The 14,127-nt window shown below is 39.3% G+C and carries 9 protein-coding genes; 7 read left to right on the top strand and 2 right to left on the bottom strand.

The features are described from left to right. Window positions 1-109: 109 nt before the first annotated feature. Window positions 110-2,269 carry a tetratricopeptide repeat protein gene (locus LMH66_RS08080; protein ID WP_229369202.1) on the bottom strand — a complete coding sequence of 720 codons (2,160 nt, stop codon included), beginning with the start codon at window positions 2,267-2,269 and terminating at the stop codon, window positions 110-112. A 185-nt stretch (window positions 2,270-2,454) separates the two neighbouring features. Between LMH66_RS08080 and LMH66_RS08075 the strand changes: the two genes are divergently transcribed. Continuing rightward, window positions 2,455-4,260 (top strand): M61 family metallopeptidase, encoded by a 1,806-nt coding sequence (locus tag LMH66_RS08075; protein WP_229369201.1) that lies wholly within the window; start codon window positions 2,455-2,457, stop codon window positions 4,258-4,260. 87 nt (window positions 4,261-4,347) lie between these two features. Here LMH66_RS08075 and rdgC read toward each other — a convergent pair whose 3' ends face one another. Next, a complete protein-coding gene (rdgC, locus tag LMH66_RS08070; protein ID WP_102529070.1) occupies window positions 4,348-5,259 on the bottom strand; it encodes a recombination-associated protein RdgC in 912 nt (303 codons plus the stop codon). 345 nt (window positions 5,260-5,604) lie between these two features. Between rdgC and LMH66_RS08065 the strand changes: the two genes are divergently transcribed. From LMH66_RS08065 to LMH66_RS08040, 6 genes are all read left to right on the top strand, one after another. Further along, a complete protein-coding gene (locus tag LMH66_RS08065) occupies window positions 5,605-6,564 on the top strand; it encodes a porin (protein ID WP_102529071.1) in 960 nt (319 codons plus the stop codon). Between the two features lie 234 nt (window positions 6,565-6,798). Continuing rightward, window positions 6,799-7,488: a phosphate regulon transcriptional regulator PhoB gene (gene phoB, locus LMH66_RS08060; RefSeq protein ID WP_102529072.1), complete on the top strand. Its 690-nt coding sequence runs from the start codon at window positions 6,799-6,801 to the stop codon at window positions 7,486-7,488. A 219-nt stretch (window positions 7,489-7,707) separates the two neighbouring features. Further along, window positions 7,708-9,000 (top strand): phosphate regulon sensor histidine kinase PhoR, encoded by a 1,293-nt coding sequence (phoR, locus tag LMH66_RS08055; RefSeq protein ID WP_229369200.1) that lies wholly within the window; start codon window positions 7,708-7,710, stop codon window positions 8,998-9,000. A gap of 352 nt (window positions 9,001-9,352) precedes the next feature. Further along, a complete protein-coding gene (locus LMH66_RS08050) occupies window positions 9,353-10,297 on the top strand; it encodes a hypothetical protein (RefSeq protein WP_229369199.1) in 945 nt (314 codons plus the stop codon). A gap of 256 nt (window positions 10,298-10,553) precedes the next feature. Next, window positions 10,554-11,525 carry a PstS family phosphate ABC transporter substrate-binding protein gene (locus LMH66_RS08045; RefSeq protein WP_102529075.1) on the top strand — a complete coding sequence of 324 codons (972 nt, stop codon included), beginning with the start codon at window positions 10,554-10,556 and terminating at the stop codon, window positions 11,523-11,525. A gap of 223 nt (window positions 11,526-11,748) precedes the next feature. Next, window positions 11,749-13,476 (top strand): M1 family metallopeptidase, encoded by a 1,728-nt coding sequence (locus LMH66_RS08040; protein WP_229369332.1) that lies wholly within the window; start codon window positions 11,749-11,751, stop codon window positions 13,474-13,476. Window positions 13,477-14,127 lie beyond the last annotated feature (651 nt).

The raw sequence follows: 14,127 nt of genomic DNA, 5'->3' as shown, positions 1-14,127 counted from the left end.
ATAGTCCATAATTATACTTTAAAAAAAGTATATTTAATAATGCTATCAATTAACTATACACCTATATCGGCCAATATGAATGAAAGCTTAGCCAATCGGGCTTTAGTGATTAATTTTTAGGCCATTTGATATCGGAAATGGCTCGATTACTTTCGGCCCGAATAATGCCCCTTTGCAGCGCATGAGTTAAATTTAAATATAATGGCTTGAAGAAAATGGCTGCTGGAGCAAAGTTTAGGGTTCTAATACTGACGTAAGTATGGCCTACATTAATACTTTTTGCTGCAGCTAAAGCGTACTGCACTGTTTCAAACTGTAATTCTGTAGTGAGCCTTATGTCAGGATTCGCCAAAAGCGGCAAGTTTATATGGCCAAGTACACACTCAAGCTCAAGCCTGTTTAGCGCCGAGAAGTGAGGGACATTGTCATTAATTGCTAATGCTTGATGAGATAAAGCATCGGAGATTTGAGCCAAGGTTTGTTCTGGGGTTAATACTTCTTTAAAGCAAAAAGCAAGCTCGCCAGGTTTCATTAGGTATACTTTACTGTTTAATTGTTCTTCAAATTGCCTGATTAAGTTCTCAGTGATGGCATTCGATTCTGTTAATCCAAATTCAATGTCTAACTCACTTAGTAAGCTAATACTCACCAAGGCAATGGTTTTAGGGGATTCATCATTAGACATACAGCAAAGTAATCCCTGATAACCCTTAAGCTGTGTTTGTGGCTCTTGTAATACTTGTTTAGTCAGTAAAGCTTTTTGTTGTTTCACACTATTGAGGCGTTTTAAGCTATAAAGCCATACAAAAGATAATATGAAAATCGTCGCAAGTAGGATGATAATAGCCATTTGCTGATCTTTGCTGCTTTCAATATATTTCCCCAATTTATGTTGAAAGATATTGATTTCAAACTTTAATTTTTCTTCAGTTAAGTTTGATGTAAGTGTTTCTTCAACAGGCTTTTCTTCGGTGCTTTGTTGCATTTGGACTAATCTTTCCATCATATCTAATGCCGCTGGGTAATTACGTTCTTCTCTGTATGCTTTGGCTAAATATTCAAGAGCTTCCTTTTGTGCATTAGGTAATTGCTTTGAATCGGCTATGATTAATGCGGCAACCCCATGAGTTATTGTTTCTTTCCATAATGACTGCTCTGACAATGCTTGGGCAAATAGCAACTCATTATAAACAAGATAATGCATGATCCCTTTTTCTTTAAATATATCATTAGCCATTTGTAAGTAATTCATAGCAGACGGGTAATTACTTAAATGAAGATACGCTTCGCCAATATTATGGAAATTAAGCCCTTGGCTTATTCTTCGATTATGCTTTTCATCTAATTGCTGTGCATTAAGGTAATAGTCAATGGCTTTATTCCACTGTTCTTGATTTGCATAGATCATCGCAATGACAGTCATCGTTTTAGATTGAGATGCATCTCGCCCCAGTTTTTGATAACTGATTGCGGCTTCATTGGCATTCTTGAGGGCTTCATCCCATTGACCTAAGTCGCGGTAAGCACGAGATAACTGAAACTGCGTTTGCGCTTGAATGACTGGGTAGCTTAAACGATTCGAAATTCTATAGGCTTCACTATGATGCTGCAGTGCTTTAGCTAATTGATTACGCCCAGTGTAATAAATGCCTATTGCTGTTTCAGATTGAGCAATGAAGTAATCATTACGCAGTCGATAAGCAATTTCTCGGTAGCGTTTGTAATGATATAAAGCTTGCGTGTCTTGTTTCACTAAAGTGTGTAAGGAGCTTAAATTTTGATGCAGTATAAATTGCAAATTTAAACTTTGGTTATCGTTGATATTGCTTATTTTATTAAGGGCTTCTTTGAATAAAATGATGGACTGTTTGTACTGTTGATCTTCAAGGCCTCTAATTCTCCCCTCGAGTAGTAAAATAATTGCTTCATGCATTGGCGTTTCAGCAAGAGTTTCAAGTTGTTGTGTCAGTAATCGGGCTTTATTAATTTTGTCCTCAGCTTTCAGTGCTGTTTCTAGAAAAAGTCGCGCCAAAATCTCTAAATCAGCATGTAATTCATCCGGATGATATTTTAAAGAGTCCGCAATGGCGTCAAATTCAGCGCGATCATTAAATGACAGAGGGAATTGAGTACGAGTTGATAATTGCTCAAACAATACATTGGGCGTTTCATTAAATTCAATTTCTCGCTGCTGATAACGGTCTGCATGAGCAGGAAAGGCGATTATTAATAGCAATAGTACGTAACTGCTTAGAATGATTTTTTGCATGAATGATTAACGGCCTTATTATTATTTTGTAAGCTTTTGTTGGAAGTCGGTGGGCGAATAATGCCGCTTGTTATATTATCATTTCCATTGAGGTAAACTTTTTTCAAAGAATTTGTATGATGTTGAAAACAAATAACTACAATAAACAAAAATTATAACAAGAATAATAACAGAAGGAATGTAGAGTGAAAGTCTCAAAACTGGCTATTTTTACTGCAGGAGTATTTTTTTCGGCTAATAGCTTAGCTGAAGTAAATTACCAAATCGATTTAACCCAACCACAACACCACTTAGCAAAAGTACAAGTGAGCTTTCCTAAATCTTCAGCAGAGATATTAACGGTCAATTTACCTGTATGGCGTACAGGCAAGTATGCGGTACTGCCACTAGCTGATGGAATACGACTCTTTGAAGCGACAGACAGCAAAGGAAAACCGTTAACCTGGCAAAGAAGTGCTACAGGCGAATGGCAGATTAATCTGACGCAACCCACTGAAGTTAACGTATCTTACCAACTTTATGCTAATGATTTAGGCACTCGTGTGCGCCATATTGACAACTCCCATGCTTATTTAGACGCCAGTGGCGTGTTTATGTATAGCCCTGAATTTAGGGGCGATGAAGTCAAGGTTTCAATGAAGGTACCTAAGGGCTGGCAGAGCCATTCGGGTATGGAGCAAGGACGGAAATCGCATTCATTTATTGCGGATAACTATGATGTATTAATCGATTCACCGATTGAAACTGGAATTAATACTCACTATGCCTTTGAAGCCGATGGCAGAGATTATGAGCTAGTGTTTTGGGGAGAGGGTAATTACGACGCTGAACAAGTGGTTAAAGACTTAACAAAAATCAGTAGTACAGCAAGTGTCATTTGGGATGACTATCCATTTGAGCGTTATGTTTATATGGTACATGCCACGAGCGGTGCACGCGGTGCTACAGAGCATTTAAATTCTACCATTATTCAGCTGCCACGCTTTAATTTCAGAGAGCGCAAAGATTACCTTCGTTTTATCAGTACAGCATCACATGAGTTCATTCACACTTGGAATGTTAAAGCATACCGTCCACAGGGTTTGGTTCCTTACGATTATCAACAAGCCAGTATGACGCAGTTACTTTGGATGGCTGAAGGGTCTACCAGTTATTTCCAAAATCAGTTGTTGCTTCGTGCTGATGTGATTACCCCGAAAGAATTTTTTGCTGATTTAGCAAAACGGGTGAATAACAATATACACAAACCAGGCCGTGAAATTCAGTCTGTTTCAGAAGCCAGCTTAAATGAGTGGACCAATAAAGGTGGGGATTATGCGATAAACCACGGGGTGAATATCTACTCAGAAGGTTATTTGGCCTCTTTATCATTAGATTTTAATTTATTAAAAGATACTGAGTTAGCACATTCTTATCGCGATGTTCATCGTCAGTTATATCGTGATTTTAAGTTACCTAAAGGCTATAACGTTGATGATGTAAAAGGGATTTTAAAAAGCTTATCAGGAAAAGATTATCAATCTTGGTGGCAGCAGCATATTACCTCACCTTTTAGCTTAGATTTTGATTCATTGCTAGCGCAAACGGGCTTAGTGATAACTTATGGGAAGAAAGATGAGTCGACAATTTATAGCGGTTTAAGGTTAAGCGGGGATCATAAAGACTTAACACTAGCCCATGTCAGTCGTAACAGCCCAGCTTGGACTGCTGGGATAGCAGCTGGCGATGAAATTGTTGCTATTAACGGTCTTAAAGTGACAGCGGCAGGATTTAAAAAACGCCTAGAGGATTTTACACCTGGTGACAAAATTACAGTGTCATTTTTTAAAAACGACCAACTCATTAAAGTGCCACTCACGTTAGCAAAGCAGCCTAAAGGTGACTTAACGATTCAAGGTGTTAAAACGCCAAGTGTTGAACAAAAGGCCTTCTTAAAAGCGTGGCTTGGGATTGATTGGCCATTTGATGAAGCAGGAAAGTTTATTAACTAATTTTCTAACTTAGTTTATAAATATTTGTTAAGTGCTAATAAAAAGCCCCAATAACCGAAAGTTATTGGGGCTTTTTAATCAAATCGATTAAATATTTTCTTCGATTGGACCAAGTGCTTGTTTAAGCGAGTTAATAAAGGCAACAAGCTCGCCGCCCATTAACGCAAAATCAGCATCGAGTTTCGCTAATGGATCTTCAGTGCCAACATCATCAGTTGCAGCTCTAAATTCTTCAGAGAATTTTAAGCGTTTCACGCTTGCATCTGATTGCATTAAAAAGGCGATTGATTGGCCAAAGTGAAGTGCTAATTTATGAACTTGTTTACCTGTCGCTAAGTGAGCAAGAACCTCATCTTCCTGAAGTACTTGTTGCTTAAAGCGTACAATGCCACCTTCATCTGAATCAGATTTAAGCTCAGCTTCATCTTGCATTTCAAATGGCTGCGGAGAAGCGCCATTTCTAAGCCACTCAGTCAGCGTGGTTTCAATCGGCGTAGTAAAGTGCAAAGGCACCACTGGCAAACTGCCTAATGCTTTACGTAATAATGCTAATAATTCTTCTGCTTTTGCTGCACTAGAGCTGTCGACTAAGATCATTTCAAGTTCAGGCATGATAAGCGCATGAGTTTGACTACGGCGAGAAAATGCTCGTGGCAGTAGCGTCATGGTTATCTCTTCTTTCATCGCATCTTTTTCTTTCTTGGTCACTTTGCGACTTTCTTGATCTTCAATCATCGCCACTTTTTCATCGATGGCTTCTTTGATGACTTGACCAGGCAGAATCTTTTCTTCTTTAGTCACACAAATCAAATGACGGTTTTCTGCAGTATGAACTAAGGCTTGGCCTTTTTTTCCTAACGCATTTGAAAAACCAAACTTACTAATATCTTGGCTTGAGCATGGTGAGAAGGTGAAGTCTTCTAACGCTGTTTCGAGTGCCTCGGTATCGGTAGTGAAAGGCTTATTGAAACGATAAAGGGTGAGATTTTTAAACCACATAAAAAGGCGCTCATCAAAAATTAAAAATGCAGTTTACGGTATCACGGGGCTGGGGTAAACCATCAGGTTCATCAGTGTTGATTGTCGCTAAAACAGAATTCATTAAACTGTCATATTTGTGCTTTTTAGGTTAATTCCATTTATTATCAACGTCTTATTTGTTCTTTTTGGTAGTTAATTTAGCGAGAGCTAAATAAAATTAACGGATTGAAATATTTCTGCAACAAAAGGCGTGCAGAATTCGCCTCGTTCCCAAGCTATTGGTTAACAGTAACCTGTTAGTTCCAACCAAATAACAGCAAAAATTAGGTGTGAAACACCAACAAATAATGTCTAAAGGATGAAATGATGAACGCTTTTTATAAAACTCTAGTTGCTTCAGCTATTGCTACTGCTACGCTTTCAACTGCTCACGCTGCAGAACCACTTGAAGTATATGGTAAGTTAAATGTTACTGTTCAATCTAACGATGAAGGTGATGGTTCAGTTACAGAAATTCAAAGTAATGCGTCTCGTTTCGGTGTTAAAGGCGGATTTGAATTAAGCGACTCTTTAGAAGCGTTCTACACAATCGAGTACCAAGTTGATACTGGTAACTCAAGCTCTGATAACTTCACTGCTCGTAACCAGTTCGTTGGTTTAAAAGGCAACTTTGGTTCTTTTGCTGTGGGTCGTAACGACACAATGCTTAAGAAGTCACAAGGTAAAGTAGACTTATTTAACGACTACTCAGGTGACTTAAAAAGTCTTTTTAAAGGTGAGAACCGTTTAGCACAAACAGCAACTTACTTAACGCCAAAGTTTGGTGACTTCCAAGTGGGTGTAACTTACGCAGCAGAAGGCGATAGCAAGCAAGAAGAAAAAGATGGTTTCAGCATCGCAGCTATGTACGGTGACTCAGGTCTTAAGAAAAGCCCTGTTTACGCAGCTCTTGCTTATGATTCTGAAGTAGCAGGCTACGACATCGTTCGTGGTACTGTTCAAGGTAAAATTGCTGGTTTTGTACTAGGTGGTATGTACCAGCAAGAAGAAGCAGTTGATAGTGGAAACAGCATCGATGGTTACTTACTAAGTGCAGCATACAAAATTGAACAAGTAACATTAAAAGCACAATATCAAGACATGGAAGACAAAGGTGATTCATGGTCTATTGGTGCTGATTACGCATTAGGTAAGCCAACTAAATTATTTGCTTTCTACACTGATCGTACTTCAATGGGTACAGTTGAAGATGATGAAGGCAATGATTTAGACATCTCAATCGACGAAAGTTACTTCGCTGTGGGTATTGAACACAAGTTCTAATTAATCGTTTCATCAAAGGTTAACTTAGATAGCGAATAATTGAAGGAGGCGTGAGTCTCCTTTATTTTTTGATGAGTTAAGTGTTTTAAGCAAGAATCATTAAGCTATTAATGTAAAGAATGATAGATTTATGACAATAATATGATTTTGTAGCCGTTATTGGCACTGAGATCATATTTCTGTAATAAAACTGACCAATAATACTCATGCGGCAAATTAATCACAGAAAATATTATGACAGCGAAGATTTTAATTGTAGAAGATGAATCAGCCATCCGTGAGATGCTGACCTTTGTTATGGAACAACACGGTTTTACCACATCGGCGGCCGAAGATTTCGATTCTGCCATCGATCTACTGCAGGAGCCTTACCCGGATTTAATCCTATTGGATTGGATGTTTCCAGGTGGAAGCGGTATACAATTAGCTAAGCGTTTAAAGCAAGATGAGTTTACTCGCCAAATCCCTATTATCATGCTCACAGCACGTGGTGAAGAAGAAGATAAGGTGAAGGGTTTAGAAGTCGGGGCTGATGATTACATTACCAAGCCTTTTTCTCCTAAAGAACTTGTTGCTCGTATTAAAGCTGTCTTACGTCGTAGTGCACCTACGCGTCTAGAAGAGACTATTGATGTTCAGGGCTTGTTACTTGACCCTGTCAGCCATCGTGTCTCAGTGGGCGAGTCAGTGCTTGATATGGGGCCGACAGAATTTAGATTATTACACTTCTTTATGACTCACCCTGAGCGAGTCTATAGTCGCGAACAGTTACTAGATAACGTTTGGGGTACTAACGTGTATGTAGAAGATAGAACTGTTGATGTGCATATTCGTCGCTTACGCAAAGCGGTTGAAGACTCAGGCCATGATAAGTTGATTCAGACTGTACGTGGTGCTGGATACCGCTTCTCGACGAGAATGTAATCACAGACATCGCCGCGCTAAGAAAACCGCCGAGTAATATGCGTTTGAATTTAGACCCACGATGGGTGTTGTTTTAAATTCACAATTATTCGGCAGTTTTTTAACAAAAGGCTATAGTCAGTGATATCATTTTAAGCTATCTTGTGAGCCATTATTTCCTACCAATAATTAGGTAATAACCTGCTAAAGGTTTATTTACATTAATTTTTTAGGCTGCCTATGTTTCGATCTTATTCAGGTTCCAGATTGCTATTACGCCTCGTTGGAATACTGTTCGCTTTTGCCCTTGTTGGCATCATCATTGATCAAATCACCCTCGCTATTATCATAGGTTGTGTTGCCTTATTAGGATGGCATTACCGTCAAATTAGCCGACTTAATTTTTGGTTATGGAAAGACCGTAAATTAACCCCGCCTCAAGGCACTGGTTCTTGGGAAGGTATCTTTAATGGTATCTATCGTTTGCAGGGTAAAAATCGCCGCAGAGTAGGTCAGTTGGCTTCATTACTGAGTCGTTTCAGGCAAGGCGCAGAAGCACTGCCCGATGCTGCAGTTGTATTAGACTCTGAACATAATATCTTATGGTGTAATAAGCTTGCACAACTAATATTAGGCTTTGTATGGCCTCAAGATAATGGCCAACGAATAGATAATCTTATCAGGCACCCTGACTTTTCTGAGTACCTTAAAAAGGGTGAGTTTAAAGAGCCATTAGAGTTAGCTTCACCGATATCTGACCAGCGTTTATTAGAAGTTCGCTTAATGAGCTATGGTGATCGCCAACTGCTTCTCATTGCCCGTGACATTACTCGAATCAATCAGTTAGAAGGGATGCGTAAAGAGTTTGTTGCCAATGTATCCCATGAGCTCAAAACGCCGCTCACAGTATTACAGGGCTATTTAGAAATCATGCAAAGTATGGAAGAGCCTGACAGCATGAATCACAAGCCTTTAAATCTAATGCAGCAGCAAACAAGGCGAATGCAATCAATGGTCGAGCAGCTTTTAGCTTTATCGCGCATTGAAGATGGCGCTGATATCGATTTAGAGCAAACAATTAATATGACAGCCATGCTCGATATATTAAAAGACGAAGCGTCTGCATTAGCATTAGATCAGTATGAGTTAACTTTTTTTGCCGAAGATAATCTAGATTGTCACGGAAACGAAGTGCAATTACGCAGTGCTTGCACAAACTTAATCTCTAATGCGATTCGATACACAGAGCCTGGCGGTAAGATAAGCGTTAGATGGGAATTGGTACCTACTGGCGCAAGATTCAGTGTGACCGATACAGGTTTAGGTATTGCGCCGCAACATATTAATCGATTAACAGAGCGCTTTTATCGGGTTGATAATGCTCGCTCGAGTAAAACCGGTGGTAGCGGATTAGGCTTAGCTATTGTAAAACATGCGTTGAATCATCACTACAGTGAACTAACTATTACCAGTGAACCTAATAAGGGGAGTTGTTTTAGCTTTATTATCCCAATTCACTTGGTGGTAAAGTGAAGTTAGTTATCGTTTAATTTACCTTTGTATTTAATATTCGTATTGTTAAGTGCCTGTTTATTTCAACATAGACAGGCATTTTTTATAATGGAATATACCCGCCTTTCAAACCCTTAATGCTGTGATGGAGTTAACAAGCTTTAACTTTGATGACCAGAATGAGTGTATTCAATTTCTGCATGTGTTTTACAATATGTATCAGAGCTCATATTGCTTAATTTAATACTTTTCTTTGAGTTCTAATGCTTATCAGGCACTAATTCATTGAATTAAATCTTGTGTACTTTCCCCTAAATACAATTTCAGAACTATGATTAACGACTTAAATAACATATCAAAGACAAGACGTTCCATGACTAAAAGCCTATTAAGTTTACCCCTGTGCTTTTTCCTCACTTACAGCCTCTCAAGTCATGCGGCAGAGCCTGATGTGCAGGCTGCTGTTAACCAGCTAACTAAACCCGCCCATTGGAGCGGTTTACCTTTATTAGCAGATGAAGCAACTAAGAGAGGGCATGACTTACCTTTGCCAATTGGTGTGAGCTTGTTTTATAACAATATCGATGCAGATTATGTTGCTGATAATGATTTTCAAGTTCAAGTGGACGGAGGCCTGTTAGGTTTTCGTGGGCCTAATGATTATGTAGTGCCTGCTGAAGATGTCAGTATTACAGGAAGCGACAGAAGTGTGCAGTTGAAAATTGATGCTTGGATATTACCTTTTTGGAATGTTTATGCGTTACTGGGCTACACCGAAGGGCGTAAAGACATTAGAGCAAAGCTGGATAATGTTGAAGGCTTACCTTGTGATGATGCGTGTAATGGCATTGTATTGCCTATCCCAATTGAGTATACCGCTAAAAATTACGGTATTGGAACTGTGCTCGCAGGGCAGATAGATCCTATTATCGGCGATACCCCTGTAATAGTCATGGCAGTGGGAGCCATAGTGAATGCGAATACTGATACAACGGATAGCGTGATTAAAACTAAGCTTGCCTCGATAAGAGTCGGTCAGCGATATGATATCGGCAGTGATAAGCTTGCTTGGTTTTTAGGATTTAGCCATCAAAGTGTGAATCAGAATGTGACTGGAGACTATTCTTTTGTAGGCACTGATTTAGCCCCGCTGATGGAAGAGGTCAAATTTGATATTGATCTTGCTAAGAAAGAGACCAAGAATATGTCCGTGAGTATTAATTATGATTTTGGTCCAAGGAACGAATGGAACCTATATACAGAATACGGTTTTTTAAATTGGCAGCATTTGATTATTGGTGTTGGGCGTCGTTTTTAATCGAATTGAACAGTTTTTGTCATAATTAAGTTATTGGTAATGTATGTATTTTTATTGCCTTAGTTATTTATTACGGCTTAATTTATTGTTTTTGTGAGGCTTTTTATTTGGTTGCGTATTCTGGAAAGATTGTGGCGTAAATGTTTCAAATGTTGATTGTCATACAACTGTCATATATTAGTCATAGACTTGTCATCGAAGCAATTGATACTGAGCGTGTCTTAAATAACAACGCTTATAATACCGGAGCATTACAATGAAACTTAAACAGCTAGTTGGCACTATCGCCTTTGCAGCAGCTGGTGTTTTTTCAGCAACATCGATGGCAGCAATTGATAAAACATTACCTGTATATGAAAAGACAAGTGGTGTTTCAGGTAACTTGTCATCAGTTGGTTCAGACACGTTAGCAAACATGATGACGTTATGGGCTGAAGACTTCAAACACATTTACCCTAACGTAAATATCCAAATTCAAGCTGCAGGTTCTTCTACTGCGCCACCAGCTTTGACTGAAGGTACTTCACAATTCGGCCCAATGAGTCGTCAAATGAAGCCTAACGAAGTTGAAGCTTTTGAAAAGCATTACGGCTACAAACCAACTGCTATTCGTGTTGCAATTGATGCACTCGCAGTATTTGTACATAAAGATAACCCAATTGAAGGGTTAAGCATTGACCAAATCGACTCAATCTTTTCTTCTACTAAAAAATGTGGCGGAAATGATGTAAATCGTTGGGGTGATGTTGGTCTTGATGGTAACTGGTCTAAGAAAGATATCCAATTATACGGTCGTAACTCAGTGTCTGGTACATACGGTTACTTCAAAAAGAAAGCACTGTGTAAAGGTGACTTCAAAGCAAACGTAAATGAGCAACCAGGTTCTGCATCTGTAGTTCAATCAGTTTCTCAAGGTCTTAACGCTATCGGTTATTCTGGTATCGGATATAAGACTGCTGGTGTTAAAGCTGTAGCTATTTCTAAGAAAGGCACTAAATACATTGATGCAACTGCTGCTAACGCTGCAAGTGGTACTTACCCATTATCACGTTACCTATACGTTTACATCAACAAGCACCCTAACAAAGATTTATCACCAATGGATCGTGAGTTCATCCGTTACGTGTTATCTAAACAAGGTCAACAAATCGTAGAAAAAGACGGTTATGTACCACTACCACGTAGTGTTGTTGCTAAAGACCTAGAAAAAGCGGGTATCAAGCTGTAATAGCTTAATTTACCTCGACACTAAAAGCCTCATTCGTGAGGCTTTTTTGTGTCTGAAATTAATCGAATCATAAGCCCCCCTTATTTAATGTGAAGCACTCATAACCTCGATGAATTGATGGTATTGAGTTAACATAGCTGCAGAATAATATAGATAAGGATGTGATGTGGCTGAACAATTTGATTTTAATAATGATTACCACTCGGTTGCTAATACAGATGACATGAAAGTGCATCATATGGTGTTGGCGTTAAATGTGGATTTTGACAAGCAGCAGCTTCAAGGCTCAGTCAAATTATTATTTAAACGCCTTTCGGATTCGACACAATTGGTACTCGATGGACGGGATATTAGTATTGATGAAGTATCAGATATTTATGGGAATCAACTTGAATTCACTCAGCAACATGTTAGTGCACTGCAAGGTGAGAGAATTGTCATTGAAGTGGGCGGTGAAATAACACAAGTCGTGCTTCATTATTGCACTTCAAAGGATGCACAGGGGTTACAGTGGCTAACGCCAGTACAAACCCTAGGAAAACAGTCTCCTTATTTATTCAGCCAATCACAGCCAGTCAATGCACGTAGTTGGATCCCGCTGCAAGATAGCCCTAAGGCTAGAATTACTTTTAGCGCTTCAATTCAAGTTAATAACGGCTTAAGAGCTGTGATGAGCGCGGCTAACTCTGCCGAAATGCCAGCAGATGGCTTATTCACTTTTGAGATGGAAAAGCCGATACCGACGCATTTATTAGCATTAGCTGTGGGCGATCTCGCCTATGGTGAGGTAAGCGAGCGCTGCGCAATTTACACAGAGCCTGCCATGCTCGAAAAAGCCCTTATAGAATTTGAAGACACCGAATCAATGATTGTAGCTGCCGAGTCATTACTCGGTCCGTATCCATGGGGGCGTTACGACATGATAGTACTGCCGCCAAGCTTTCCATTTGGCGGGATGGAAAATCCAAGATTGGCCTTTATCACACCCACATTGATCGCGGGTGATAAAAGTTTAGTGTCTACAGTGGCGCACGAGTTAGCGCATTCTTGGACAGGCAACTTGGTGAGTAATGCGACCTGGCGAGATTTATGGCTTAACGAAGGCTTTACGACTTATTTTACTAATCGCTTAGTGGAGAACATTTACGGCAAAGAACAAGCTGACTTGGAGTGGGTTATTGAGTATGGCCGCTTACAAGAAGAAATGCAGTCATTGCCAATGACGTCACAAACACTACCTGCCAATGTTCAACATCAGGATGCCAACGATGCTTTCAATCGTTTCACCTATGATAAAGCGTCGATGTTTGTACATGAGTTAGAGGCACGATTAGGACGAGAGGCTTTTGATAAATTTCTTTATCAGTATGTTCAGCATTTTAAATTCGAAGCCATTACCACAGAAACCTTTATCGACTATGCCAAACAAACCTTGCTGGTGGATCATGTGGATGTGATTTCCGAATCGGAATTGATGACCTGGGTTTATGGTGAGGGTTTACCTGAATGGTTTATAGCGCCTACATCTTCCAGTTTGGATAAGGTGAAGTTAGCGTTAAAGCAGTTCACTGAAGGGGTCAATGCAGCCAAATTGCAAGTTGAAGCTTGGCGAGTGCATCATTGGCAATTTTTTATCACTCAGTTACCTTTTCAGTTAACTCAAGTGCAATTAAAAGATCTGGATATGACATTTAGTTTTACAGATAGTCAAAATGCAGAACTTGCTTGTGATTGGTTTAGAGTCGCTATCAGAAACCACTATGAAATTGTAATGCCCAAAGTTGGGTTGTTTTTAGCCCATATTGGCCGAGCTAAATTTGTAAAGCCGCTTTATAGCGAAATGCTCATTGCAGGTTATCAAACCCAAGCCATAGAGATATATCAGCAAGCGAGAGAGGGTTACCACCCTTCATTGCAAGTGCAGTTAGATGCGATGTTTAAAAACACATAAGTATCATTACTGATTATATGTACTTTATTGGTTTTTTTAGATTTTTAATCGAAAACCTTGAGGCAAAAAAAATGGCAACCCAATGGGTTGCCAGAAGTATCTCTGTGGGACATGGCTAATAATGCGCTAGCGTATTAACTCGTTCCCAAATAAGGGGGATGATGATGAAACTTAAAACGCTGAAACAGTCTGAAAACTAATTCGGTTAGCACTGGCTGATGAGGCCATGTCGATAAGTGTATTTACTTTGAATAACCCGTGATGAAGGGGCTATACGTTGGAGATAAATAACATTACCAACTCGCTACAGTTACTATGAGTACCTTGGTAAGAAAAGGTTCAATCAGTTCGATAAAAAATTATTTTTTTATCGCTTTTTTATTAAATTAATTCTAACTCACCGTTTATTTGTGCACTTATTCGTGCATTTATTAAAGCATCCTGCGGCTTTTAACTGCATTAACTCTGCGTAAAAATGCGTTTATAGCACTCTAAATATCAAATCAAATCACTTAACCAATGCTTGCTTTGCACAATTGGGTTTCTGTCATTCCTATGCCGTCATTCCTTTGTCGTCACTTCACAGTCAAAGACATGCAAAAAAAATGGCAACCCAATGGGTTGCCAGAAGTATCTCTGCGGGACATGGCT

This window comes from Shewanella sp. 10N.7 (genome assembly GCF_020806285.1).
Lineage (GTDB): Bacteria > Pseudomonadota > Gammaproteobacteria > Enterobacterales > Shewanellaceae > Shewanella > Shewanella electrodiphila.
Note: the sequence above shows the minus strand (reverse complement) of the source record. Positions and strands in the feature narration are given on the sequence as shown.